General features: G+C 65.0%; 23 protein-coding genes and 1 tRNA gene. 13 read left to right on the top strand and 11 right to left on the bottom strand.

What is annotated here, in order from left to right:
• Position 1 precedes the first annotated feature (1 nt).
• Positions 2-1,969 (top strand): phosphoenolpyruvate--protein phosphotransferase, encoded by a 1,968-nt coding sequence (ptsP, locus tag X741_RS159430; RefSeq protein ID WP_023776822.1) that lies wholly within the window; start codon positions 2-4, stop codon positions 1,967-1,969.
• Positions 1,970-1,978: 9 nt separating this feature from the next.
• Here ptsP and X741_RS159435 read toward each other — a convergent pair whose 3' ends face one another.
• Positions 1,979-2,779, bottom strand: coding sequence for a hypothetical protein (locus X741_RS159435; RefSeq protein ID WP_023776821.1), 801 nt, complete (start codon positions 2,777-2,779; stop codon positions 1,979-1,981).
• Positions 2,780-2,935: 156 nt separating this feature from the next.
• On the opposite strand from X741_RS159435, the gene X741_RS159440 reads away from it, so the two are divergent.
• The gene (locus X741_RS159440; RefSeq protein WP_023776820.1) at positions 2,936-3,961 is read left to right on the top strand and encodes a sugar-binding transcriptional regulator; all 1,026 of its coding nucleotides are present in this window, start codon (positions 2,936-2,938) and stop codon (positions 3,959-3,961) included.
• Here X741_RS159440 and X741_RS159445 read toward each other — a convergent pair.
• Genes X741_RS159445 through X741_RS159455 form a run of 3 tightly spaced genes read right to left on the bottom strand, consistent with a single transcriptional unit; the run spans position 3,948 to position 7,126 of the window.
• Positions 3,948-4,799, bottom strand: coding sequence for a TIGR01459 family HAD-type hydrolase (locus X741_RS159445; protein ID WP_023776819.1), 852 nt, complete (start codon positions 4,797-4,799; stop codon positions 3,948-3,950). The genes X741_RS159440 and X741_RS159445 overlap by 14 nt on opposite strands.
• Positions 4,796-6,070 (bottom strand): FGGY-family carbohydrate kinase, encoded by a 1,275-nt coding sequence (locus X741_RS159450; RefSeq protein ID WP_023776818.1) that lies wholly within the window; start codon positions 6,068-6,070, stop codon positions 4,796-4,798. The genes X741_RS159445 and X741_RS159450 overlap by 4 nt, the downstream gene beginning before the upstream one ends.
• Positions 6,071-6,082: 12 nt before the next feature.
• Complete coding sequence (locus tag X741_RS159455; RefSeq protein WP_023776817.1) at positions 6,083-7,126, bottom strand: class II aldolase/adducin family protein; 1,044 nt, start codon at positions 7,124-7,126, stop codon at positions 6,083-6,085.
• 179 nt (positions 7,127-7,305) lie between these two features.
• On the opposite strand from X741_RS159455, the gene X741_RS159460 reads away from it, so the two are divergent.
• The 9 genes from X741_RS159460 (at position 7,306) to X741_RS1000000167420 (ending at position 16,068) form a co-directional block, all read left to right on the top strand.
• Positions 7,306-8,088: a DeoR/GlpR family DNA-binding transcription regulator gene (locus X741_RS159460; RefSeq protein WP_023776816.1), complete on the top strand. Its 783-nt coding sequence runs from the start codon at positions 7,306-7,308 to the stop codon at positions 8,086-8,088.
• Complete coding sequence (locus X741_RS159465) at positions 8,085-9,464, top strand: FGGY-family carbohydrate kinase (protein ID WP_023776815.1); 1,380 nt, start codon at positions 8,085-8,087, stop codon at positions 9,462-9,464. Before X741_RS159460 ends, X741_RS159465 begins: the two co-directional genes overlap by 4 nt.
• Positions 9,461-11,005, top strand: coding sequence for a sugar ABC transporter ATP-binding protein (locus X741_RS159470; RefSeq protein ID WP_023776814.1), 1,545 nt, complete (start codon positions 9,461-9,463; stop codon positions 11,003-11,005). The genes X741_RS159465 and X741_RS159470 overlap by 4 nt, the downstream gene beginning before the upstream one ends.
• Complete coding sequence (locus X741_RS159475; RefSeq protein ID WP_023776813.1) at positions 11,002-12,012, top strand: ribose ABC transporter permease; 1,011 nt, start codon at positions 11,002-11,004, stop codon at positions 12,010-12,012. Before X741_RS159470 ends, X741_RS159475 begins: the two co-directional genes overlap by 4 nt.
• Positions 12,013-12,090: 78 nt before the next feature.
• A complete protein-coding gene (locus X741_RS159480) occupies positions 12,091-13,029 on the top strand; it encodes an ABC transporter substrate-binding protein (protein ID WP_023763825.1) in 939 nt (312 codons plus the stop codon).
• Positions 13,030-13,098: 69 nt separating this feature from the next.
• Positions 13,099-13,992 carry a sugar phosphate isomerase/epimerase gene (locus tag X741_RS159485; protein ID WP_023776812.1) on the top strand — a complete coding sequence of 298 codons (894 nt, stop codon included), beginning with the start codon at positions 13,099-13,101 and terminating at the stop codon, positions 13,990-13,992.
• A 127-nt stretch (positions 13,993-14,119) separates the two neighbouring features.
• Complete coding sequence (locus tag X741_RS159490; protein ID WP_023763827.1) at positions 14,120-14,473, top strand: cupin domain-containing protein; 354 nt, start codon at positions 14,120-14,122, stop codon at positions 14,471-14,473.
• Between the two features lie 205 nt (positions 14,474-14,678).
• Entirely contained in the window at positions 14,679-15,143 is a 465-nt protein-coding gene (locus X741_RS159495; protein WP_023776811.1) for a DUF2231 domain-containing protein, read from the top strand.
• 304 nt (positions 15,144-15,447) lie between these two features.
• Positions 15,448-16,068, top strand: coding sequence for a hypothetical protein (locus X741_RS1000000167420; RefSeq protein WP_051410419.1), 621 nt, complete (start codon positions 15,448-15,450; stop codon positions 16,066-16,068).
• 148 nt (positions 16,069-16,216) lie between these two features.
• Here X741_RS1000000167420 and X741_RS1000000170800 read toward each other — a convergent pair whose 3' ends face one another.
• From X741_RS1000000170800 to X741_RS159505, 3 genes are all read right to left on the bottom strand, one after another.
• Positions 16,217-18,136 carry a hypothetical protein gene (locus X741_RS1000000170800; RefSeq protein WP_245272667.1) on the bottom strand — a complete coding sequence of 640 codons (1,920 nt, stop codon included), beginning with the start codon at positions 18,134-18,136 and terminating at the stop codon, positions 16,217-16,219.
• A 317-nt stretch (positions 18,137-18,453) separates the two neighbouring features.
• Positions 18,454-18,530 (bottom strand) — tRNA-Arg (locus X741_RS159500).
• 118 nt (positions 18,531-18,648) lie between these two features.
• Positions 18,649-19,812, bottom strand: a complete 1,164-nt coding sequence (locus tag X741_RS159505) for a M20 aminoacylase family protein (RefSeq protein WP_023776808.1) — start codon at positions 19,810-19,812, stop codon at positions 18,649-18,651.
• 214 nt (positions 19,813-20,026) lie between these two features.
• On the opposite strand from X741_RS159505, the gene X741_RS159510 reads away from it, so the two are divergent.
• Positions 20,027-21,190, top strand: a complete 1,164-nt coding sequence (locus X741_RS159510) for a D-alanyl-D-alanine carboxypeptidase family protein (RefSeq protein ID WP_023763832.1) — start codon at positions 20,027-20,029, stop codon at positions 21,188-21,190.
• Between the two features lie 5 nt (positions 21,191-21,195).
• Positions 21,196-22,296 carry a GTP-binding protein gene (locus tag X741_RS159515; RefSeq protein WP_023776807.1) on the top strand — a complete coding sequence of 367 codons (1,101 nt, stop codon included), beginning with the start codon at positions 21,196-21,198 and terminating at the stop codon, positions 22,294-22,296.
• Positions 22,297-22,299: 3 nt separating this feature from the next.
• Here X741_RS159515 and X741_RS159520 read toward each other — a convergent pair whose 3' ends face one another.
• From X741_RS159520 to X741_RS159535, 4 genes are all read right to left on the bottom strand, one after another.
• On the bottom strand, positions 22,300-22,542 hold the full coding sequence (locus tag X741_RS159520; protein ID WP_023763834.1) for a sulfurtransferase TusA family protein: 243 nt from the start codon (positions 22,540-22,542) through the stop codon (positions 22,300-22,302).
• A gap of 10 nt (positions 22,543-22,552) precedes the next feature.
• Entirely contained in the window at positions 22,553-23,851 is a 1,299-nt protein-coding gene (locus tag X741_RS159525; RefSeq protein WP_023776806.1) for a murein L,D-transpeptidase family protein, read from the bottom strand.
• A 260-nt stretch (positions 23,852-24,111) separates the two neighbouring features.
• Positions 24,112-25,062, bottom strand: coding sequence for an acetyl-CoA carboxylase carboxyltransferase subunit alpha (locus X741_RS159530; RefSeq protein ID WP_023776805.1), 951 nt, complete (start codon positions 25,060-25,062; stop codon positions 24,112-24,114).
• A 98-nt stretch (positions 25,063-25,160) separates the two neighbouring features.
• A complete protein-coding gene (locus X741_RS159535; RefSeq protein ID WP_023776804.1) occupies positions 25,161-26,078 on the bottom strand; it encodes a site-specific tyrosine recombinase XerD in 918 nt (305 codons plus the stop codon).
• Positions 26,079-26,096 lie beyond the last annotated feature (18 nt).

Raw genomic sequence — 26,096 nt, 5'->3', positions numbered from 1 at the left:
CATGGAACGCTCGACCATCGTCAGAGTGCATGAAGGTCTGCACGCCCGTCCCGCCACGCGGTTCGTCAAGCTCGCCAAGGGTTTCGAATCCGATGTCGAGCTGGTCAAGGACGGCAAGGCGGTCAGCGCCAAGAGCTCCGTCAAGCTGATGCTGCTGGCGATCAAGGAAAACCAGGAAGTCACGGTGCGGGCGAACGGCGCCGACGCCATCGAGGCCATCGAGGCGCTGATCGGCTATCTGGAAAACCCCAAGGCCGGTCTCGACGATGAAGAACCGCAGAGCCCGGCGAATGATGCCGCACCTGCACCGGCGCCCCAACCGGCGCCGGCCGCATCCAGCGAAGCAAACAGCTTGCGCGGTGTCGCCGCGAGCGAAGGTGTCGCCATCGGGCCGGCCTTCGCGCATTTCCCGCCTGACATTGCCGGGCAAGGCCGCCTGTTGCAGGCCGATGAGATCGCCGGCGAGATCGACAGGTTCCGCGCCGCCATTGCCGCCGTCCAGGCGCGCATGGACCGGGCGTTGGCGCAGGACAGCCTGTCGGCCGGAGATCGCGGCATCGTCGCCGCGCTCAGGGATATCGCCGCCGACGACAGCCTGACCGGCGAGGCCGAAAAGGCCATCAGGGGCGGCAATGACGCGGTTTCGGCCCTCATCACCGCCGCCTCTACCATCGCCGCCGATTTCAGCGCCGTTGACGATCATTATCTCAATGCCCGGGCCGACGATGTCCATGCCGTCGGGCGGCAGATTTGCCTGGTGCTGCTGGGCCAAGACGACGTCAGCCTCGAAAACATTCCCGAAGGCGCCATTCTCATCGCCGACGACATCGGCGCCTGGGATCTGGCGCGAGCGCCGCTGAAACGCATCGGCGGGGTGGTTTGCGGCCATGGCGGCGCCACCTCCCACATCGCCATCATCGCCCGCTCGCATGGCATTCCGGCGGTGCTGGGCCTCGGCAACAAGGTCAATGCCCTGCGTGCCGCTCAAGAGGTGGCGCTCGACGGCAACAGCGGCCATGTGATCGTCGACCCCGATGCGGCGACGCGCGCCGATTTCGCGGGCCGCGTCGAGGCGGCGGCAAAGGAGCGTGCCGGGCTTAGCGTCTTCAAGACGGTGACGCCGAAGCGCGCCGACGGCAGGGTTATCGAGGTCGCCGCCAATATCGGCTCGCTGGAAGAGATCGAGGCGGCGCAGGAAGCCGGCGCCATGGGCGTCGGCCTGTTCCGCACCGAGCTTCTGTTCATGCGCCACATGCATCTCCCCTCGGAGGACATGCAGGCCGAGACCTATGCGGCGCTGGCCAAGGCCTTCGCGCCCCACCCGGTCATCGTGCGCACGCTCGACATCGGCGGCGACAAGCCGATTGCCGGCATCGAGTTTCCCGACGAGGAGAACCCCTTCCTCGGCTGGCGCGGCATCCGCATGTGCCTCGACCGGCCCGACATCTTCAAGCGCCAGCTCAGGGCACTGCTCCGGGCAGCCGTGCACGGCAACATCAAGGTGATGCTGCCGATGGTGTCCGATATTTCCGAAGTCACGCGCACCCGCGCACTGGTCGATGAATGCGCCGCCGAGCTGAAGGCCGAAGGCGTGCCTTACGCAACGTTCGACCTCGGCGTGATGATCGAGACCCCGGCCGCCGTGCTGATCGCGCCGGCGCTGGCAAAAGAAGTGGCCTTCTTCTCGATCGGCACCAACGATCTCACCCAGTACATCATGGCCGCCGACAGGCTGAACCCTACGGTGGCCAAGCTCAACGACGTCACCAATCCGGCCGTCATGTCGGCGATCGAGCTCACGGCCAAGGCTGGCGTCGCCGCCGGCATCATGGTCGGCATGTGCGGTGAAGCGGCCGGGCGGCCGGATCTCATTCCCACCTTCGTCGAGATGGGGCTGACCGAACTTTCGATGAGCCCGGCCTCGATCCAGCGCGCCAAGAAAACCATCACGGCCATGGCCGGGGACTAAATCCCTGAGCTACGGCAAATGCGCAAGCAAGGTGGCAAAGACGGGGGTCAGTTCAGCGACCGGGCTCGCCCTGCCGCAGGCCTGAACGATGCGGTCGTGACGGATATCGGCCGCCAGGATCGCGATCTCCAGCATGTCGGGCTCCGGCGCGCCGTCGCGGCCAGTTGTCGCCAGGCCGCAAGCCAGAACGACCGGCGCCAGGCAGCTTATGTCGAGCGCCCGGTCACCCGCCGCCGTCGTTTCCGGGGCGGTTTCGCCAAAGCGGACCGGACGCTGGCCGAGGCACTCGACCAGCAGCGCCGAACAGGTGGCCGCGATCGCCTGCAGGCCGGCACCGGGCGCGGTCAGGGCGGCCAGCAGATCGCCATGCCGCTTGCGCATCGTGGCATGAACGGCGGCGAAATCGGCTTCATGGATACGGGCATTGTCGATCTTCAACCCGGCAAGCACCGCCTTGGTCAGATAGTACATGTCGCGCCGGAACAGGCGCTCCGCGCTCAACTGCCGGTCCTCGTTTCCGGCCGGGAAATAGGTGCCGAGGCCCTTTACGGTCGTTCCATCGACCTTGATCGGGCGCTCGTGCGGGACAAAGGATTCGGCGATCGACAGGGCTTCGTCGACGGCACTGGCGGCGTGGCTGAGCAGGCCTTCGATGCCTTTGCCCGGAAATGGCGGCAGATGGCTGGTGGCTTCGCGCAGGAGGCTGGCGTCGCCGGTGCCGTCATGGCGGCTCTGGCGGATGATGTCGCGGACTTCCCGCAACCGGTCCTTCAGGTTGACGCGGACATCTTCGGAGATTTGTCGGAGCATCGCGGGTCGCCTCGAAAGTGCCGTGGAGGGCCGTCAGCAACGGCCGGCCACCAACACTACATTGTTCCTATCGATTGGCAGATCAATAGGCGATACTAAAACAGCATGCAGAATCGGCAATGGCGTGCTGGTCCATCGCTGCGGGGGAGGGATGATTTGGGCAGGCGACGACAAATCGGAGAGGGGCGGGCCGACGAGGGGCGGATAGGAGCCGAAGCGACCGAGCAGGTCGCCAGCGAGAGCCGGACGGATCGCCTCAGGATCCGCGCCGCCTGGATGTATTTCGTCGAGCAGATGACGCAGAACGAGATCGCCGACGTACTCGGTGTCGGCCGCGTCACCATCGTGCGCATGCTGGCGGAGGCCCGCGCGCGCAACGAGGTGAAGATCACCATCGAGAGCGAACTCCTGGAGATCGTGCGGCTGGAGCGCGCGCTCGAAAAGACCTTCGGCCTGCAGCAGGCGCTGGTGGCGCCGCTGACGGCGGCCAATGCCGATCCGATCCCGGCAATCGCCGCCAAGACCGGCATGTTCCTGTCCGATGCGATGAAATCGGGCATGCGGGTCGGTGTCGGCTGGGGTGTGACGCTGTTCCACACTTTGCCGTTCATCAGCGCCAAATCGCTGACCGATTTCAGCGTGATATCGCTGCTTGGCGGTGTTGGCGTCGCGCGCCGGGTCAACCCGGCCGAGTTCGCGTGGCGCTTCGCCCAGATCTTCCAGGGTGACGGTTATCTGATGCCGACACCGGCCGTGGTCGACAGCGTCGAGACCAAGATCGCGCTGGTCGAGCGCTGCGGCCTGCAGGAGATTTTCGAAATGGCCGACGCGCTCGATGCCGTCCTGCTGAGCGTTGGCGGCATCGCTTCTGCCACCACCTTCTCGCGCGGCGGCTTTCTCAAGGAAGCGGACCGGGAGGCGCTGCTTGCGCGTGGCGCCGTCGGCGACCTTCTGTTCCATTTCTACGACCGCAACGGCGATCTGGTCGACCATCCCGTCAACAGCCATGTGATGTCGGTGGATGTCGATCGCCTGCGCAAGGCGCCAATCCGCATCCTCACTTCCGGCGGCGAGGAGAAGACAGCGGCGCTGCTCGGCGCCATGAACCTGATCGCGCCGACGATCCTGATCACCGACGAGGAAAGCGCAAGGCGCATGCTCGATGCGGTCAGCGGAAGCTGAAGGAAGCCGTGATGTAGTCCGGCCAGGCCCGCTGTTCGTCGAAAACGGCGGCAAGATCCGATGTGTCGGCCAGGATTCCGCTCAGCACCAGCGCCGTGGCGACGCCGGCGCCATTTCCGCCCGCTATGTCGTGCTCGACGCTGTCGCCGACGCAGACCACGCTGCCACGGTCCGGCTCGCCGGCCAGCGCCAGCGCGGCGTCGAAGATCGCCGGATAGGGCTTGCCGATGCGGGTGACGCTGCCGCCAAGGCTTTCGTAGAGATCGGCGAGTTCGCCCGCGCCGAAGCGGGGGCCGACCGCCGTCAGCATGATCCTGTCGGGATTGGTGCAGAAGCATGGCACCTGCCGTGCCGCCGCCGGGGCAAGCAGCCTGCGGTAATGGTCGAACTCGTAGCGGTCGCCCTCGCTGGCCGAGATCAGCACCAGTTCGGCGTCTTCGCCGGCCTCGGTCAGCACAAAGGGCAGGCCGTCGATCGCCGTGCGGTCGCCGTCGCGGCTGATCAGCAGGCATTTTGTCCCCGGCCGCAGCTTTCCCGATGCCGCCATGTCATTGAAGGAGCGCCATGCCACCTCGCCGGACGACACAAAATGGTTCCAGCTTCCGGCGACGAAGCCGAGCTTGAGCAGGCGCTCCTCGTTGGGCCTTGCGCGCTTGCCGGAATTGGAAATCAGCACCACCGTCTTGCCGGCGTGCTTCAACGCCGACAATGCTGCCACCGCGCCGGGATAAGGAGCCTGGCCGTCATGCAGCACGCCGAACTGGTCGAGCAGGAAAACCTGGTAGCGCTCAGCCAGCGGCGCGATGCCGTCGAGACGTTCGATCCTTTTCGCGATCATGCCAGTCCTGCCTTGGCCGCGCCCTTCAGCGCCAGCTTGGCGGTGCCGGCGGCAGCCTCGTCGGACAGCGTGGGCAGGAAATCGACGCCGAGCTTGCGCTGCCGGATCGCCGTCCATGCCGGATTTGCCGCGCCGCCGCCGACGCTCCTGACCGATGTCAGCGCCGGCGCGCCAAGCTCTGCCAGCCTGCCGTAGCCGAGCGCCTCGATCGCGGCCATGCCCTCGAGCATCGCTTTGAGGTAGTCGGCGTCGTCTGCCGGCTTAGGGGTGAGGCGTGGCGGCAGGGCCGGATCGGCGATGGGGAACCGTTCGCCCGCTGTGCTCAGCGGATAATAATCGAGGCCGGTCTCGGTCGTAGGGTCGATCGCCGCACTGAGTTCGATGATCCGCGCTAGCGGAAAATGCTGGGCCAGTACCTTGCCGCCGGAATTCGAAGCGCCGCCCGCCAGCCAGGTGTCGCCGAGGCGATGGCTGTAGATGCCGAAGCGCGGCGCCGAGATAGGCCGGTCGGACAGGATCTTGATGGTCAGCGAGGATCCCAGTGCGGTGACGCCGTCGCCGATGGCCGTAGCGCCGGTCGCCAGGAATGAGGCGCAGCCATCGGTGGTGCCGGCAACCACGGCCACATCGCGCGGCAGGCCGAACAGATCCGCCATGGCTGGGGTGAGGGTGCCGGTGACATCGCCGGGCGCTACCACGCGCGGCAGCAAGTCCATGCGCATGCCGGCGGCCGCGATCCAGTCCGGCCAGCGCCGGGCCTCGACATCATAGCCTGACTTCAGCGCGTTGTTCTCGTCGCTGACGTCGAAACGTCCGGACAGGTTTCCCGCGGTCCAGTCGGCCTGGTGCAGCACCGCCGCGATGCCGGGCAGATGCTGGAATAGCAAAGCCTTGGCGAGGCCCGACGTCGCCCCGTGGGCGGCGCTCGCTTCCGGCGCCTCGCGCGCGATCACGGCCAGGATGCCGTCGTCGGCGACCTTGTCGTTGTACATCAGCGGTTCCGCCAGCGGCCGCCCGGCGGCGTCGACCGGCAGCAGCGTGCCCGACGTGCCGTCGACGGCGATGGCACGAACCGCGGCGCCGTCGATGCCCGAAAGCAGCTCCGTCAGCGCCGCCTGGACCGCTTGCCACCATGCCGAGGGCGCGCGTGGATCCTGGCTGAACGTGTCGAGGCGGACAGCGGACTGGCCGGCGATGGAAAAATCCGGACGCATGGCGACGGCGCGCGCGCCCGACGTGCCGATGTCGATGCCGATGACAAGAGGCATCATCTCAGTCCTTTGCTAGCCGCCGGCCGCGTTGAGCTTCTGGCGATACTGCTCGGCGTCCCAGTTGACCAGTTCGTCGTTCTCGGCGGCGGTGAGATAGTTCAGCCGCGCCGCGACATCGACGCGTGCCGTCACGTCGGCGAGGCAACGCTGCATGGCATCGGCGCCGGCACTGGCGTCACCGCGCATCAGGACCCCGGCGCCGGGAAACAGGATCGCCACCGGAGCAGCGCCGAGCCGCGCGATGACACCGGCCGCGCCTTCGCCTGGCTCGGCCACGACCGAGCCCTGGCCGAGGAAGATGACATGGTCGGGGTAGAGGCTGCCGACCTCGGCCATGCGGCGGCTTTCCGGATCGAGCGCGACCGCATGCGCCTCGATATCCGCCGGCAATCGGTAGACGCTGTCGCCGGCAAGCGTCGTCAAGGCCGCGATGTCTGGCGCGGCGGTAACGCGTGCCGGTCGCGCCAGGAGCGCGCGGACGCGGCGCAGCAGGAGGTCAGCCTCGGCCACGGTTTCGGCGGCGACGACCAGCCCGTGATTGCCAAGGATCAGCACATCGACACCGGGCCGCAGCTTCTCGGCAATGCCGCGGGCGAGCGGCAGACCTGGACGGAAATAGGGGACATAGGCCCATTCGATGCCGTCCAGCCGCCTGGCGACCTCGGTCTCGCCATTGGCCTGCACGGCAAGCGAAATCGTATCGACGCAGTGGACATGCAGAACCACGCGCTGCGGCATCAACGCATGCACCGTAGTCTCGATCGATGGGCGCAGGCCGCGCGGATTGAGTTCATCGATGGCAAAGGCCTGCGGCTTGTCGGCTGCCGGATTGCGCTCTTCGACCGCCTTGAGCAACGGCGCCATCGCCACCGGCACCATGATGTCGTCGCTGAGCGCATCCTTCAGCCATGTGCCCGAAGCCTTGATCCACAGCGTATCGCCGGCCTTGAGCGAGGTGTTGCCGCCCGCCGCCTGGGTCATGTGGGGGTTCAGCCCGATGCCGGCCGAAAGCGCCCGCAAGGCTGCCAGTTCCTGTGCATCAGCCTGGTTTGCCATGGCGCCTTCTTCTCCCTGCACGAAATCCCGTCGCCGGGACCGACATTTGGCGGAGATATCGCAGATATGAGTGATCTACGTCAACAATGATCTAATATCCTCAAAACAGCTTGCAATCCGACTAATGTTGAGTAAGTTGCGCCAATTGTCATGAAAAATGGCATTTCGGGAGGGAAGTGTTGAGCGACTTCGGCCGCCAGCGTCAGATCGTCGAACTGCTGCGGGACCGCCCGTTCGCCTCGGTACGCGAGTTGCAGGAGCGGCTCGGCGTTTCGGCGGCGACGGTCAGGCGCGATATCGACAGGATCGACGAAGCCGGGGAAGCACGGAAGGTCTATGGCGGCATCTCGGCGCTCGACGGCGCTGCCCATGCGGGCGTCGCCTATGCCCGGCCCTATGACGAGAACCGTGACCTCGCCGTCGAGGCCAAGCGGCAGATCGCAGCCGTTGCCGCGACCATGGTGCGCGACGGCGACGCGGTCATCGTCCATGGCGGCTCGACCTGTTTCCATCTCGGCGTCAAGCTCGCCGAACGCAACATCCGGCTCTACACCAATTCGATGCCGCTCGCGGCCTATCTCAGCGATCACGGCCATTGCAGCCTGACGGTTGCCGGCGGCGAGCTGCATCGCGAACCCGGCATCATCCATTCGCCGACCCAGGCCACCTCCTTCTACGCCTCAAAATTCTTTCTGGGCGCGCAAGGTCTCAATCAGGAAGGGCTATTGGAGTCGCACCCGCTGCTGGTGCGCTCGATCGTCGATCTCAGCCTGTGCGCCGACCAGATCGTGGTGCTGGCCGACAGCCGCAAGCTTTCCATCCACGCACGCAATGTCTCGCTGCCACTGTCGCGCATCGGCACGCTGATCACCGATGATGGCCTCTCCGATACCGATGCACGCATGCTGGACGATGCCGGCGTCATGGTGCGGATTGCTTCCACCTTGGGAGCCGTCCCATGAAACTGGCGGTGCTCGACTTCGGCAAGACCAATTCGAAGCTGTTCGTCTTCGGCCAGGACGGACGCATCCTCGACGAGCGCCGGACCCAGCCGAAATGGACGCGCCAGAACGGCTTCAGCGTGCTTGACGAGGCCGACCTCCACGATTGGGCGCTCAGCGCCGTCACTGACGCGGTCGACAACCATAGTGTCGAAGGGGTGATGGTATCCGGCCATGGCTGCACCTTTGCCCTGGTGGACGATGAGGCGCTGACGCACCCGATTCTCGACTACGAGCAGGAGCCGCCGGCCGAGATCGCCGCTCGGATCGATCCTCGCATTCCGGATTTTGCCGAGACGTTCTCGCCGCGCCTGCCGCTCGGTTTCAACTATGGCCGCCATATGCTGTGGCTGCAGGAGGTCGATCCCGGCGCATTCGCGGCGGCGACATCGATCCTCGGCTATCCGCAATATTGGAGCTGGCGTCTCGGCGGCAGGCCGGTTTGCGAAGTGTCCTATCTCGGCTGCCATTCGCATTTGTGGGCGCCGCGCCGGCGTGATTTCTCTTCGCTGGTCGACGCCGAGGGGTGGCGCGGCCGGATGCCGACCTTCGCGCGTGCCGGCGCCGTCATCGGCGAGCGGCATCTTGGCGGCGCCGCGCGGCCGGTCGCCATCCACAACGGCGTCCACGATTCGAATGCGGCTCTCCATGCCTATCGCCGGCAGGAGCTTGGCCCGCTGACCGTGGTGTCGACCGGCACCTGGGTCGTCGTGCTCAATCCCGATTGCCCGCTCGAGGCACTCGACCGGGACCGCGACATGCTGGTCAATGTCGATGTCGACGGCGGCCCGGTGCCGACCATCCGCTTCATGGGCGGGCGCGAATTCGCCGTCATCAGCGATGGCTGGCAAGGCGCGATCCCGAATGGCTCGATCCAGCAGGCAATCGACGCCGGCATCATGGCGCTGCCGAGCTTCGCGCCGGGCGGGCCGATGCCGGATCGTCCCGGCCGGCTAGTCGGGCGCATGCCCGATGCCGGGGAGCGCGCGGCCGTGGCACTGCTGTATGTCGCACTGATGGTCGATCTCTGCCTCGACCTGATCCATTCGCAAAACACCGTCATCGTCGATGGCGGGCTGAACGCTGGCGGACTGCTTGCCGGGCTGCTGGCGCAGCTGCGTCCCGGCCAGGGCTTTATGCAGGGCGCCTCGCTGGAAGGCAGCGCCACGGGTGCGGCAGCGCTCGCCTTTGAGAGTGTCGGGCGCGAATTCGCCGCCGAGGTGCCGGGACTGGTGACAGAGGCGCGCTTTACCGGCCTTGCCGGCTACCGTGACGACTGGCGCGATCTCGTCGCCGGCCGCGGCACGGCGGGCAAAGCGGCGGGAGGCGCGCGATGACCGCGATGGCCAAGGTCGAAACCACACGCCAGCCGGTGCTGGAGATGCGCCACATCTCCAAGACCTTCGGTGCGATCCGCGCCTTGCACGATGTCTCGCTCAGCGTCCATGCCGGCGAACTGCACGCGCTGATGGGCGAGAATGGCGCCGGCAAGTCGACACTGATGAAGGTCCTGTCGGGCGCCTATCGGCCAGATCCCGGTGGCGAGATCCTGATCGACGGCGTGCCCGCCGCGACTGGCGATCCGATCAAGGCGCGCGCTGCCGGCATCGCGGTGATCTATCAGGAGCTGTCGCTGGCCCCCAATCTGACGGTGGCGCAGAACATCTTTCTCGGCAATGAGCCGCGCCGCTTCGGCGTCGTCGATCGTGACCAATGCAACCGGCGCGCCAGCGAGATCGTCGGCCGGCTCGGCGTCTCCTTCTCGGCGCGCGTCCTGGTCTCCAGCCTGTCGCTCGGCGAGCGCCAGCTGGTCGAGATCGCCCGCGCTTTGTCGACCAATGCGCGCATCATCGTCATGGACGAGCCGACGACGTCGCTGACCTCGCGCGAGACCGACCGCCTGTTCGAGGTGATCGCGACGCTGAAGGCGCAAGGCATCGCCATCATCTATATCAGCCACCGCATGGAAGAGGTCTACCAGCTCGCCGACCGAGTCAGCGTGCTGCGCGACAGCGGCTATGTCGGCACGCTTGAGCGCGCCGACCTCAACGCCTCGCGCCTGGTGTCGATGATGGTCGGCCGTGACCTCTCGGCTTTCTACAAGAAGGATCATCGCCCGCCGGACGAGAAGCGCGCGGTCGCGCTCTCGGTGCGCGGAATGTCCGACGGGCGGCTGCTGAAGAACTGTTCGTTCGATCTCCACAAGGGCGAGGTGCTGGCCTTGGCCGGTCTCGTCGGCTCCGGCCGCACCGAACTCGCCCGGCTGATCTTCGGCGCCGACAAGCGAAGCGCCGGCACGATGGAACTCGACGGCAAACCGATCTCCATCGGCTCGCCGCGCGAGGCGCTCGACGCCGGCATCGCCTACCTCACCGAGGACCGCAAGGAACTCGGCTTGTTCCTCGACATGTCGATCTCCGACAACATCAGCATGGGCGTGCTGGCCAGGGACGCGCGGGCGGTCGGATTCCGCGACTTCACCGCCGCCGAGAGACGTGCGGCAAAGGCCATTGCGGACCTCTCGATCCGCACCCGCTCGGCGCAGGCCAATGCCGGCTCGCTGTCGGGCGGCAACCAGCAGAAGGTGCTGCTCGCCCGGCTGCTGGAGACCGACCCGAAGGTCGTCATCCTCGACGAGCCGACCCGCGGCGTCGATGTCGGCGCGAAGTCGGAGATCTACCGGCTGATCGACAATCTCGCCAACCAGGGCATCGCCATCCTGATGATCTCCAGCGAATTGCCCGAGGTGATCGGCGTCGCCGACCGCGTGCTGGTGATGCGCGACGGCGCCATATCGGGCGAGGTGACGGCATCCGGTGGCGAGCCGCTTCGTCAGGAAGCGATCATGGAACTTGCGACGGGAGCGGCCCAGGAATGATCGACAGAACGACCGACAAGACGACCGGGACGGCGGCAGTGGACCAGGCGGCGGTCAGGAGCCGGCGGCTGCGCACCGTTTTCGCCGCGCTTGGCATGCTGCCGGTGCTGGTGCTGCTGGCGGGCGGCTTCCAGTTCATCAATCCCCGCTTCCTCACCCAGACCAACTTGTTGATCGTCACGCAGCAATCGTCGATCAACATCGTGCTCGCCGCCGGCATGACCTTCGTCATCCTGACCGGCGGCATCGACCTGTCGGTCGGCTCCATCCTCGCCGCCTCGGCGATGGTGGCGGTGCTGGTGTCGCTGGTGCCAGACTGGGGCCTGCTCGGCGTGCCGGCAGCCATTCTCGTCGGCCTCGGCTTCGGCCTCATCAACGGGCTGCTCGTCGCCTACGTCAAGCTGCCGCCCTTCATCGTCACGCTCGGCTCGCTGACGGCGGTGCGCGGCGTTGCCCGCCTGCTCGGGCAGGACACGACCGTGTTCAACTCCGACCTGCCGTTCGACTTCATCGGCAATGGGTCGCTGTTCGGCATTCCCTGGCTGGTCGTCATCGCGCTGGCGGTGGTGGTGCTGTCCTGGCTGGTGCTCAAGCGCACGGTGCTCGGCACCTGGATCTACGCCGTCGGCGGCAATGCCGAGGCGGCGCGGCTGACCGGCATCAAGGTGCCGCTGGTGCTGCTCTTCGTCTATGGCGTTTCGGGCCTGCTCGCCGGCCTCGGCGGCGCCATGTCGGCGGCACGGCTCTACGCCGCCAACGGCTTGCAGCTCGGGCAGTCCTACGAGCTCGACGCCATCGCCGCCGTGATTTTGGGCGGCACCAGTTTTGTCGGCGGCGTCGGCTCGATCTGGGGCACGCTGATCGGCGGCCTGATCATCGCGGTGCTCTCCAACGGGCTCATCTTGGCCGGTGTCTCGGACATCTGGCAGTACATCATCAAGGGATTGGTCATCATCGTGGCGGTCGCCCTCGACCGCTACAGGCTCCAGGCAGGGGCAAGAACGTGAGTGACCTGGTCGCCGGCGCAAATGCCGGCTTGTGTAACGCACCGTGAGAGGCGCGGGCAATCGGAGGAAGTAAGCGTAATGAAGACCATCGCCAAACTGCTCTGCGGCGCCGCATTCGCGGCCGTCGCCATCGCACCGGCATCGGCCAAGGATCTCAACAAGGTCGGCATCTCTGTCGGCCTGCTCGGCAACCCCTTCTTCGTCGCCACCATCAAGGGCATCGAGGACGCGGCCAAGAAGATCAACCCGAAGGTCGAGGTGACGTCGGTATCGGCCGACTACGACCTCAACAAGCAGGTTTCGCAGGTCGATTCCTTCATCGCCGCCGGCGTCGACGTGATCATGCTCAACGCGGTCGACGCCAAGGCGATCGCACCGGCGGTGAAGAAGGCGCAGGCCGCCGGCGTCATCGTTGCCGCGTTCGACGTTTCGGCGCCGGGCGCCGACGTCACCGTGATGACCAACAACGTCAAGGCCGGCGAGGAGGCCTGCCAGTATCTGGTCGACAACACTGGCGGCAAGGGCGACTACGTCATCCTCAACGGCCCGGCGTCGTCGTCGATCCTGGAGCGGGTGAAGGGTTGCAAGAACGTGCTCGCGCAGCATCCCGACATCAAGATCCTTTCCGACGACCAGAATGCCGAAGGCTCGCGCGACGGCGGCCTGAAGGTGTTCCAGTCGCTGCTCACCCGCTTCGACAAGATCGACGCGGTGTTCGCCATCAACGATCCGACGGCGATCGGCGCCCAGCTTGCCGCCAAGCAGCTCAACCGTTCGGAATTCATCATCACCGCGGTCGACGGCGCGCCCGATATCGAAAAGGAGCTCGCTTCCGGCAAGTCGATGATCAAGGCCTCTGCCTCGCAGGATCCCTATGTGATGGCCGGCCAGTCGCTGACCATGGCGGCCGAGCTGCTGGCCGGCAAGAAGCCGGCGGAAGCCACCGTGCTGCTCGATCCCAAGCTGATCACCGCCGACAACCTCAAGGACTACAAGGGCTGGACCGCGGCCCGCTGATCATTTCAACAAGCGCGGCCGGTTGATCCCGGCCGCGCCCATCCTTTTCGCCGCAATCCGGAGACGATCATGTCGCGCATCGGAATCCATTCTTTCGTCTGGTCGGCAAGCTCGGCGCAAGGCGAGCTCGAACGCACGCTGGCCAACACAAGGGAGGCCGGCTTCGAGCTGATCGAATTCTCCTATCTCGACCCGGCGGATGTCGACATTGGCGGGCTTGCCAAACGCATCGCCGATCTCGGGCTTGGGGTGGCGATCAGCATCGGACTGCCCGCCGACGGCGACATATCGAGCGCCGACAAGGCGGTCGCGGCGCGCGGCGTCGAAATCCTCAACCAGACCATCGCGTTGACGCGCGACCTTGGCGGCCGAAAGGTCGCCGGCATCCTGTCGACCAGCCACGGCTTGCAGGTCGAGGCGCCGACACGCGATCAATGGAACCGCAGCGCGGCGGCACTGGCCAAGGTCGCCGAGACGGCCAAGGCCGCCGGCGTCACGCTCAATCTCGAAATCGTCAACCGCTTCGAAAGCAACCTCCTCAACACCGCCGCGCAGGGGCTCGCCTTCATCGAGGACACCGGCTCGGACAACATCTTCCTGCATCTCGACACCTTTCACATGAACATCGAGGAGGCCGATGTCGGGCTCGCCATCCGCCACGCGGCGGCCAAGATCGGCTATGTCCATATCGGCGAAAGCCATCGCGGCTTCCTCGGCACCGGCAACATCGACTTCGCGGCGATCTTCGATGCGCTGACGGCTATCGGCTATGCCGACGATCTCAGCTTCGAATCGTTCTCCTCGGAGATCGTCGACGAGAACCTGTCGAAGAAGACCGCCATCTGGCGCAATCTGTGGACGGACAACATGGCGCTCGCCAAGCACGCGCGCGCCTTCATCGGCCTTGGACTGGAGACGGCGCGGCGCAAGGCGGAACTCGTCTCGGCCAGGCACAAGCCATAGGTCCGTTCGTCGAGGCGACTGTCCGGGATGTCAGCCGCTTGCGGCGGCATTGCCGGTTGCGGGTGCATCGGATATCCCACCGTCCAGGCACATGATGCCAGCACAATTGACCAGACGGAGCCCTGACATGACAGACCAGACGATCTTCAAATTCGGCCCGGTCGAACACGCGGAGGCCGGCGATCTCGCCGGCTGGATCGTGGTCGAGGGCAGGCCGACCATGCAGACCGCCGTCCAGCACACGACCGAGGACGGCAAGGTGATGTCGGGCACGTGGCGGGCGACGCCGGGCACCTATCACGCGACTTATACCGATTATGAGTTCGTGCACATGATCGCCGGCCGCATCATCATCACCCCCGACGGCGGCACGCCGGTCGAAGTGGGTCCCGGCGACGCCTTCGTGGTGGAAGCCGATTTCAAAGGCACCTGGAAGATCATCGAGCCGGTGACCAAACATTTTGTGGTCAGGGTTGCCTGAGGCGGGGTGATCCGTCCGGCCGCATGAAAATCCCGCCATGGTTCGCCATGGCGGGCGAATGCTCAAGCGACGCCTTTCGTGCCTCGGGGGGCTCTGCCGTCCGGCTTGTGGAACATTCACCTGGTGCCAGCGTTTGCTTGTACGCTGTCTTTCAGGAATGAACTGCAGGCTGCGAAGGGGTGCGCTGCCTATTGGAGGCACTGCCATGAGCCGCAACCCACAAACCACGGCACGTGTTGCCGGCCATCCCATCCACCCGATGCTTATTCCGTTCCCGATCGCCTTTTTTGTCGCCACCTTCGTTTGCGACCTGATCTTCTGGCGAACAGGCAACCCGGGATGGGTCACCGCCAGCCTTTGGCTGCTTGGGGCGGGCCTGATAATGGCCGCCTTGGCCGCGCTTGCCGGCCTGACGGATGTCTTGGGCGATGTTCAGATCCGCAATCTGAGTGATGCATGGCTCCACGCTGGCGGCAATGTGGTCGTCGTCCTGATCGAACTCTACAACTGGTACTCGCGATACGCCCACGGCGAGGCGGCGGTGGTGCCCACCGGCGTGATCCTGTCGTTGATCGTGGTTCTCATCCTCCTGTTTACAGGTTGGAAGGGCTGGGAAATGGTCTACCGACACCGCGTGGGTGTCGCCGATGGCTCGGAGGAGGTGCGCTGACCCTGAGCCGCGGTAAGCGTGATCGCTGATCTGTGCATTTTCCTTCGCCGGGGCATCGGCCGGGCCACTTCCGCCATTGAGTCATAAAGGCGTCGGCGGCGTTGTCCAGACGGCCTCGACATCAGCGATGAGGCACTCGCCAGCCAAGCGATCTCATCGATCCCTACCAGCTAAGTATCCTTGATACACCGGATTCATCCCCTAGTTCCTTCACGGGCGCGGCAATCGCGAGGTTGCTCGGGGCAGCGGCGGTTCGCGCCGTTCTGACTGCACGCCGCGGAAGGACGGTTGGACCGACGCATCCATGGAGGTCGTCGTGCGTCAATCGCGTGGATTCACCTGTGCGTATTTCGTCTTAGCTTGCTCGATCGCGGTGCTTTGCGCAGGAGCTGCAACCGGCGGCCAGCACGGCGGCGGCCATGGTTCTGGCGGCAATGGCGGCGGAGGGCATGGCGCTGGCAGCCAAAATGGCGGCTCGCACAAAGGGACTGGTAACAATCCCGGCGGCTCCGGTTCGCCAGCGGACGATGAGACCAGCACAACCGGCACGACGACGGCCCCTGGGGCGGCCACTGCCACCGCTGTCGCGTCCGCAAGAGGCGGACAGGCGCTCGACCTCCCGGCTGCTCTCCAGCCTCCCAGCGACAGCAGCACTCAATCAACGGTCAGCCGAATCGAGGCGGTGCCGGGCGTCCCGGATGAAGTCGTTCGGGCCTGCCATGATGCCATCGAGTCGGCAGCCGCGCCGTTTGGCGCGACCAGCGTGCGCGTCAGCAGCGCGGGTTTCGTACAGTTGAGTCGGGATACGATCTCGGCTCCCGTTGAGGTCAGCATCGACTATGTACGGCAGGGCAGCGTGGAAACGCGGCAGGCGCCGATCAAATGCGAATTGAATGCGACAGGCAGCGTGATCGGGCTGACCTAGCGCATCGCGCAGAATTCCTCGCCGATGAGGGCGTGAATTCGAGCGCATTCATCCTTTGCCCGAAATGGCAGCAGGTCTCGCGCGTGCTGCCAAGGGGTGCGGGGCATTCAAAGACCCATGGCCTTCCACACAAGGGATCAGCCGGAAATCACTGCGATGTCGCGTATGTCGGCAAGAGCGAATAGGGAAGTGTGATCGAGCGCACCCGGGTCACCCGCGAAGGGTTGCGAACCTTGCCAGTCTTCTGGCTGACGGCCTTCACCTGGCCGGCGGCTGTCGCGCGGGCAGAACGTGGTTTCGCAGGCGGCTCGATCTGCGCGCTGCGGCGCTCGGTCCTGAGCCTGTCATTGTCCGCGCGCGCGGCGGTCAAGTCGCGGGCAAGAGAAACAGTGGCTTCGCGTTGCTTGTCCAGGGCCTCCTGCAGCTTGGCGACACGCAGCAAAAGAGCTTGGGTGGCCGCGCGCTCGATGCGAGCCTTGTCGGGATCCTTACGATTCAAGGCCGCTGCAGCACGTTCCCGTGCCAGAGCCTGTGCCGTCTCGGTCGTGGTCTGCTCAGCACGCTCTTTCGCTGAGACTGCTCTGGCTCGCTCCTGTTGAGCCGCCTCGCGCTCGATGCGAGCCTGTTTCAACTCTTCGAGAGTCGATGCTACCGCAGCGCGTTCTCGTGCCAGCGCCCGCTCCGTGTCAGCTGCGGTCCGCTCCACTTGCTGTCTCGCTGTGACCGTGCCAGTCCGTTCCTGCTCAGCCGCATCCGCACGCTTCGAGAGTGCGGCATTGGACAGGTTCGCTTCGGCGAGATCGCCACGAAGCTGCTCCGACTTCCGGCGCTCGTCGTCGAGCATGCCACTCGCCCGCGCCAGTGAAGCCCTGGCCGCGGCACGATCCTTGGCGGCCCCGGTCTCAAGCTGTTCAATTTGCGCCCGCGCTTGCGATAGATCGCGCGCCTGCCTCTGCGCTTGCTGCTGCTCGAGATGAGCAGCGGGCATCTCCTTGAAGACATAGCTGGTGGTCTCGTCCACCAGCGTGCGGGCATCTCCCGCAATGCGCTGTAACGCGTCAAGGGTGCGGGCTGCGGCGAGTTCGTTGCGCAATCGCTCCTCGCGTGCGTTGTCGGCAGCTGCCATGCTTGCCCTCAGCGTATCGATCTGCTTGCTCGATTCGAGGAGCGCTCCCTGCAGGGCGGCGCTCCTGGCACGCTCGCTTTCCGTCGCCCGGTGCTCCTGGTCGGCCAATTGTCTCGCGGCGGCCGCCTGAGCACGATCTGTCCCGGCCTGCACCTGGTTAGCCGTGAGATCCGGGCTTGGCAATTCGACACTCGCCGAAAGCTCCAAGGGGTGGGAAAGGTCTCGATCAGCTTCGCTTTGGGCTTGCGAAATGGCGGGGGCGCTTTCGACCCAGATTTGTCTCGTCGCCGCATAACCAATCGGCGCGGCCAGACAAATGGCGGCGAACCCTAGGCGGAGCACAAGACCGACCGGCCTGCGAACGCCAGGGGGTGAAGCAGGCGCTGGGTCGGCTTCTCCCGTTTGAGCTGTGAAATTCAAACCGCGATCGGCGGCAGAGGCTAACGGAACAATTTGTGGCGAAGCTTTATGGCGCAGTTGGTCCCATCCCGATCCGCAAATCCGCTTCCCATGTTCCGCGACCGCCTTGATGGGCGCTGCAAGTCTTCCAGGTTCCAGCCTGTTCGGGGCAGGAGCATTGGTCTGGACCGCCGACGAACCTCCCGAGGCTTCGGGCGTCACGTTGACATGCTCGACTCGCACTCCGAACCGAGAGTAGTTGGCGTTTTGAGCTCGAACATCCAGGTCGGCGGTACCCAAGGGATTGGCAGCCCTGGAAGAAGCAGGTTCGGCGACAAGCCTGGCCGGGCTTTCCCATTCCCAAGAAGCCTCGTCGGCGAGATCGGATCTGCCTTCGTCAAGCGATGCAAGGCGGCGTCGTCGCACCGCGGCAAGGATACGCCTGAGCACAAAATAGACGCCAACCGATACAAGCGTCACCACTGCGCCAAGAATGGCCAGATTTACGTCGTTCGCGTGAATTTCGGCAAGATAATTTGGCATTGCCGTGCCCGTGCGGTCTGGGGTGTATTGTCAAGTCCATAAAGCGATGTCTGTCGCTGCGGACAATTCGCCATCTCCCGGCTCTGGACTGTTCATCATGAACTTTAAGCTAGGTCACAGCCCACCACGGTCAACCATCACCTCGTAATGATCCTGCCGACAGCCTTCGGCCGGATAAAAAAGGCCATTGTAGCGGTCGTTCTTCGTGGCAAGGCTGGATCGTTCGTCCTGTGGAGATGCATTCCCGCAGACAATACAATTCGTCGTACTGTTTCGCGAAAAGTACGACGTCAACTTGCTAAGCCGTTGAAAATGCATGGTGATCCCGACAGGAATCGAACCTGTGACCTACAGATTAGGAATCTGCCGCTCTATCCTACTGAGCTACGGGACCACGCGGCCCGACACATAGCCGCTTCGGATCGTTTCGCCAAGAGGCTGGCCGAAGGCAATTCAAGAGGCCGGCCGAAGGCAATTCGGCGGCCTCTTGTCATCGTCCGTCAATGCGCGCCTCAGGCGGCCAGCGCGGTTTCGGCCAATTTCACCCAGTAGCTCATGCCGTGCGGGATGGCCTCGTCGTTGAAATCATAGGCCGGGTTGTGGAGGCCGGCGGTGTCGCCATTGCCGATGAAGATGAAGGCGCCGGGGCGGGCTTCCAGCATGTAGGAGAAGTCCTCGCCGCCCATCACCGGCTGGATGCCGCGGTGGACATGGGCGTCGCCGGCGACGTTGGCCGCGATATCGCTGGCGAACACCGTTTCTTCCGCATGGTTGAAGGTGACGGGGTAATTGGCCTGGTAGTCGACCTCGATCTTGGCGCCGAAGGCGATCGCCAGCCCGTCGCAGATGGTGCGGATGCGCTCTTCGGACTTCTTGGCTATTTCCTTGCGCAAGGTGCGCACCGTGCCGGCGATCTCGGCCGATTCCGGAATGATGTTGTAGGCATCGCCGGCATGGAACTTGGTCACCGACACCACCACCGCCTCGACCGGGTCGGTGCTGCGCGAAGCGATGGTCTGCAGCGCGCCGACCAACTGGCTGGTGATGACGATCGGGTCGATCGTGCCGTGCGGCATGGCGGCGTGGCCGCCACGGCCGTTCACCGTGATGGTGAATTCGGCCGTCGCCGCCATGATCGGGCCCGGGCGGATGGCGAACTGGCCGACAGGCAGGCCGGGCATATTGTGCATGCCGAACACCTTGGAGATGTCGAAGCGCTCCATCATGCCGTCCTTGACCATCTCGTTGCCGCCGCCGCCGCCTTCCTCGGCCGGCTGGAAGATCACCGCCACGGAGCCCGCGAAATTGCGTGTTTCGGCGAGGTATTTCGCCGCGCCCAGAAGCATCGCCGTGTGGCCGTCATGACCGCAGGCGTGCATCTTGCCGGGAACGGTCGAGGCGTAGGACTTGCCGGTGATCTCGTTGAGCGGCAGCGCGTCCATGTCGGCGCGCAGGCCGATGGTGGCGCCGTCACCCTGGCGGCCACGGATGATGCCAACGACGCCGGTCTTGCCGAGGCCGGTCACCACGTCGTCGCAGCCGAATTCTTTCAGCTTCTCGGTCACGAAGGCGGCGGTCTTGAAGACGTCGAAGTTCAGTTCTGGCGTCTGGTGCAGGTGTTGGCGCCAGCCGGCGACTTCGTCCTGCATTTCGGCGGCTCGGTTCAGGATTGGCATGGTGGTTCCATCTCGCTGTTGGAGCAGGCGGGCTGGCCCGCTGCCTTTCAATTGTGATCGTCAGGCACTTTGCCATGTTGGCGTCACATAGGGTAAATAGCACCGCAACGATGCGGTCCGTTTTTGAGGGGCGGACTCGTTATGCTGGCGGTCACGTAACGAAATCTTACGGAGCCAGGGGCGACTACGGCAAGAGGCGATTTCGGATTTGATCATGCGGCACAGGCATTTCCTCAAACTATTCTCGGCTGGCGCGATCGTGCTGTCGGTGCTGGCTGGGCCAGCGCTGGCCAATCCGGTGGTGGTCTTCGACCTGAAGAGCGGCCAGATCCTGCAGCATCAGGATGCCTTCAAGCGCTGGTATCCGGCGTCGCTGAGCAAGCTGATGACCGCTTACGTGACCTTCCGGGCGATCGCGGCCGGCGAAATCCAGCTCGATTCGCCGATCATGGTGACGAAACACTCCGCCGCCGAGCCGCCAAGCAAGATGGGCTTCAAGCCGGGCTCGGTGATGCGGCTCGACAATGCGCTGAAGATGATGCTGGTCAAATCGGCCAACGACATTGCGATGGCCGTCGGTGAGAATGTCGGTGGCTCGCAGGCAGCCTTTGCCGAGCGGATGAACGCCGAGGCGGTCCGGCTCGGCATGAACGGAACCCATTTCGTCAATCCGAACGGCCTTTATTCGCCGGACCAGTACACCACGGCGCGCGACCTTGCCGTGCTCGTGATGGCGATCCGCCGTGAGTTTCCGCAATATGCGCCATGGTTTTCGATCGAGGGGCTCGCGGTCGGCAAAAAGGCGATCCCGAACTACAATCTGCTGATCGGCCGCTATCCCGGCGCCGACGGCATGAAGACGGGTTTTGTCTGCCCTTCGGGCTTCAACATGATCGGTTCGGCGACGCGCAACGGGCGCACCCTGGTGGCGGTGGTGCTTGGCGAGAAGTCGGCCGTCAGCCGTGCCGAGACCGCGGCCAAGCTGCTCGACCAGGGTTTTGATGCGCCTGTCGCCGGCTCGACCACGGTCGCCATCCTGGCGCCTTACGGCGACACCACCTCGTCCAACGACATGAGTGACGAGATCTGCAAGAAGAAGAAGCCGCATGAGCAATCGGAGGCGCCGCCGGCTGTCGCCAAGGACGCGCCGAAATCGCCCTATCAGGAAAAGCTCGACCATGTGCCGACGCTGGTTGCCGTCGGTCTTGGCGGCGCCACCGGCCCGGCGCCGAAGGCGATACTCGACCAGGGCGGCCAGGAATATGCCGACGTGCCGATCCCGACCTGGCGACCGGACAAACCCCAGCCCGCGGGGACCGGTCCCAAGATAGCAGGCGCCGACGCGCAAGGTGACCAGTCCGCCAAGACCGCGAACTGACCGCAATGGCGGGCTTCCCGATACCCGTCTCGGTGCTGACCGGCTTCCTCGGCGCCGGCAAGACGACGCTGCTCAACCGACTGCTGAAGGATCCGGCGCTGGCCGACACGGCGGTCATCATCAACGAGTTCGGCGAGGTGGCGATCGACCATCTGCTTGTCGAGCAGGCCTCCGACGGCATCATCCAGCTTTCCGACGGCTGCCTGTGCTGCACGGTGCGCGGCGAACTGGTCGATACGCTGGCCGACCTGGTCGACCGGCTGCAGACCGGGCGCATCGCACGCCTTGCCCGCGTCATCGTCGAGACCACGGGGCTCGCCGATCCGGCGCCCGTGCTGCAATCGATCATGGCGCATCCGGCGCTGGTCCAGGCTTTCCGGCTCGACGGCGTCATCACGCTGGTCGATGCGGTCAATGGCGACGCCACACTCGATACCCATGTCCAGGCGGTCAAGCAGGTCGCGGTCGCCGACCGCATCGTGCTGAGCAAGGCCGACCTGGTTGCCGATCCCGCAGAGCTCGAAAGGCTGCGGGCGCGCCTACGGCAGATCAATCCGGGTGCCGAACTGCTCGATGCCGACGATACGGGGACGGGCGTGGCCGCGCTGTTCGACTGCGGCCTCTACAATCCAGCCACCAAATCCGCGGACGTGCGGCGCTGGCTCGGCGAGGAAGCGGCGCACGACCACCACCATCATGACCATGACGGGCACGATCATGATCACGGTCACCGGCACGACCAGCGCGTGCGCTCCTATTCACTGGCCCATGATGGTCCGGTGCCGTTTTCGGCCATCGAGATGTTCCTCGACCTGTTGCGTTCGACGCATGGCGAACACCTCTTGCGCATGAAGGGCGTCATCGAATTGCAGGAAGATCCGTCACGGCCGCTGGTCGTGCATGGCGTGCAGAAAATCCTGCATCCGCCGGTGCAGTTGCCCTCCTGGCCGGACAGCCAACGTGGCACGCGGCTGGTGCTGATCACGCTCGATATGCCGGAAGACTATGTGCGCCGGCTGTTCGCCGCCTTCACCAACCGGCCCTCGATCGACACGCCCGACCGCGCGGCGCTGGAAAACAATCCGCTGGCGATTGCCGGACGGTAAACGCTACGATCCCTGCGCGCCGCGTTCGACCAGAAAACGGTGGCCGCCCACGACCGCCGCCGTTTCGATCAACTGATGGCCGGCGTCGGAACAGAAAGCGGGAATGTCGATGACGGCGAGCGGATCGGTGGTCTCGAGCCAAAGCCTGCTGCCCGGCAGCATGCCGGCAAGACGTTTTTTAGCTTTAAGCACGGGTAGGGGACAGTTCAGCCCCTTGAGATCATAGATCGCGGTGCGTCCGGCCAAGGATGGAACCTCAGCCGCCGAACATGCCGAGCAGCTTGTTCTTGAGCTTGGTAACCCGGCTTTCATCGGCATTGGCGGCCTGCGTTTCGGCTTCCGGCGCGGCCTCGGTCGGGGCGGCTATGGTGGCGGTGGCGGCAGGCGCCTCCTTGGCGGCCTTGGCCGCTTCCTTCTCGGCGAGCGCCTGTGCCTTGGCGGCTTCCTTGGCCTGCTTGGCAGCCTCTATGGCGGCCAGCCTCTGCTCCTCAGCCTTTTGCTTGGCGGCTTTCTCGGCGTCGAGTGCAGCCATCTTGCGGCCGGCCGGCGAATCGATGCGGCCCATGCGCGCCGTCTCGGTCACCGTGCCGTTGGAATTGAGCGAGGGCGGCTCGATCGGCACGCGCTCGCCACGCGCCCTGCGCTTCGACCAGTCGGAGACGATGCTGGCTTCCTTGATGCCGGCGATGGTCGGCCTGGGCGGCGGCACGCTGGCCTTGAGCGCGCCGGTGAACGCCGCGTCATAGGTGCTTTGATAGGCGTTGTAAGCGCTCTTCAGCGAATCCGGCTGCGTGGTCGCCGGGCACGGTCCGGTCGGATCGAATGTCTGGCCGTCGGGGGCGACCTGGTTGAAGACGTAGCGCTTTTCGCAGACGTCGACCTTCGGCGGCACCTTGGTGATCTCGAAATTGTCGTAGCCGACCTTGAGCATCTTCCAGAACTCGTAGTTCGGGTCGCTGCGATAGCGCGCCATGTTGGCGGCGGTCATGCGGAACGGAAAGGCCTCGACCTGGAACTCGGTCTGCCCGCCCTGGAAGGCGTCGCGGCCGAAGGCATAGATCTGCTCGATCTGCGCGTCGGTCATCGAATAGCAGCCCGAGGACGAGCAGGCGCCGTGCACCATCAGGTTCTGGCCGGTGCGGCCGTTGGCTCGGTCATAGGCGTTGGGAAAGCCGATGTTGAAGGACAGATGGTAGTTCGAGCGCGGGTTCATCTGCGACGGGCGAACCGTGTAGAAGCCTTCCGGCGCCTGGCGATCGCCCTCGGTGTATTTCGGCCCGAGCTTGCCCGACCATTTGCAGATGTCGTAGCTGGCGACCATGTCGTAACGGCCGTTGGTCTTGGCCTTCCAGATTTCGAGCTTGCCTTCTTCCTTGAAGATGCGCGCCATCACCGAGGAGGTGCGCACCATCCCCTTGGCCTTCATGTCGGCCAGGATCTTGTCCGGCAGCGGCTTGTTGGCCTCCGGGGCAAAGTCCTTCATCGACGAATCATTGCAGCCGGCGATAGCGATCGAGGCGACGAGGACTCCGGTACGGGCGAGCTTGGCAAACATGGATACGGCTATGTCTTTTCCCTCGGGCCGATGGCTTCGAAACGGCCGAGCCCACATGCTGAACACCGACGGACCGTAAGCCCGTTAACCTTGAAAATTCCTTACCGCAAGCGTCGACTAGCCCCTCACGGCAACTTCCCAACCCTTCGTTGCAAATTTATTGACCCGAATGCGGCGGCATTTTTGTGGCGAAATTGCTCATTGACGCCACATTGCGGTGGGCAAGCCGCTTCCGATGACCACGTTCCGGCGTCAGCCGGTCAGAGGCTGCGGCCCATCGCCAGGTATTTCTCGCGGCGCTGCTCGCGGAAATCGGTGTTGGCGCCGGCAAAGTCCTTCATCGTCTTGGCAATGAGGTCGCCGGTCGCGGCAATCACCGTCTCGGGCGCGCGCTGGGCGCCGCCCATCGGCTCAGGAATGATGGCGTCGATGATCTTCAATTCCAGAAGATCCTGCGCGGTGATCTTCATGTTGGTCGCCGCGTCCTTGGAGCGGGTGGTGTCGCGCCACAAGATCGAGGCCGCGCCTTCCGGTGAAATCACCGAATAGATGGCGTGTTCGAGCATGTAGACACGGTTGGCGGTGGCGATCGCGATGGCGCCGCCGGAGCCGCCTTCGCCGATGACCACCGAAATCGACGGCACCTTGAGCGCAAGGCAAGCCGAGGTCGAGCGGGCGATGGCTTCCGCCTGGCCGCGCTCCTCGGCGCCGACGCCGGGATAGGCACCCGCCGTGTCGACCAGCGTCAGGAGCGGGATCTTGAAGCGATCGGCAAGCTCCATCAGCCGCACCGCCTTGCGATAGCCTTCGGGGCGCACCGAGCCGAAATTGTGCTTCAGCCGGCTGGTCGTGTCCGAACCCTTTTCCTGGCCGATGATCGCGATGGGCTCGCCGCGGAAGCGGGCAAAACCGCCGACGATCGCCTGGTCCTCGCCGAAATTGCGGTCGCCGGCGAGCGGCGTGAAATCGCTGAACAGACCCCTGATGTAGTCGACGCAGTGCGGCCTGTCGGAGTGGCGCGCCACCTGCACTTTCTGCCAAGGCGTCAGCGCCTTGTAGAGATCGCGCAGCGCGTCGCGCGACCGCTTCTCCAGCCTGGTGATCTCGTCGGCGACGTCGACCGCCTCGCCATTCTCGGCAAGCTTCTTCAGCTCGAGGATCTTGAGCTCAAGATCCTGCACCGGCTTTTCGAAATCGAGGTAATTGTACATGCGTGAGCGGACCGATACGTCGGAAGGCAATGACTGCGGAACCGTTTAATCCAAGGCCCCGGGCGGTGAAATGTCGTCCTCACATAGCGATATGAGGCCTAGTCGGCAAGCGGATGATGATCGTTGACCAGCCGCACCAGCCGCTCCTCCAGCACATGGGTGTAAATCTGTGTCGTCGATATGTCGGCATGGCCAAGCAACTGCTGCACGGCCCTGAGATCGGCGCCGTTCTGCAGGAGATGGCTGGCGAAGGCATGGCGCAGCACGTGCGGTGAAATCTTGGCCGAGGCGATGCCGGCGCGCGCCGCCAGCCCTTTCAGGTCGCGGGCAAAGACCTGGCGCGAGAGATAGCCGCTGTCGGAGGCGGCCGGAAACAGGAACGGGCTTTCGGCGAAGGCGGGCACTCCGGCCCGGGCGGCAAGCCAGGTTCGCATCGCCACGCGCGCCTTGGACGACAGCGGCACCATGCGTTCCTTGTCGCCCTTGCCGCGCACCGTGAAGAAGCGGTCGTCGCGCTGCGCCACCGTCACCGGCAGGCCGACCAGTTCGGAAACGCGCAGGCCCGTGGCGTAGAGCACCTCGACCAGCGCATGCAGGCGCAGGGCCGCCAGCCTGTCGGCATGGCCGAGCCCGGCGTCACCGGCTTCGGCCGCGGCGAGGTCGATCAGCCTGCCGGTGTCGGCCTCGGACATCGTCTTGGGCAGCGGCCGCCCCTTTTTCGGGCTGTCCAGCGTGCCGGTCGGGTCGTCGCCACGCAGGCCCTCGGCGTAGAGAAACTTGAAGAACTGGCGGATCGCAGACAGTTTGCGCGCCTGTGATGTCGACGCGAAGCCGCGGGCGGCAATGTCGTCGAGATAGCCGCGGATGTCGGCGGCGGCCGCACCGGCAAGCCCGCCATCGATCCCGTTCGAAGCGTCTTCGAGATCGCGGCGATAGGAGGAAAGCGTGTTCTCGGCGGCACCGCGCTCGGCGCTCATCATTTCCAGGAAGGCCTCGATGCGGGCGGCGCTGTTCATCCTTGAGGATCAGTTCTT

Origin of the sequence: Mesorhizobium sp. LNHC221B00 (genome assembly GCF_000502935.1) — a bacterium.
GTDB classification, from domain to species: domain Bacteria; phylum Pseudomonadota; class Alphaproteobacteria; order Rhizobiales; family Rhizobiaceae; genus Mesorhizobium; species Mesorhizobium opportunistum.
Note: the sequence above shows the minus strand (reverse complement) of the source record. Positions and strands in the feature narration are given on the sequence as shown.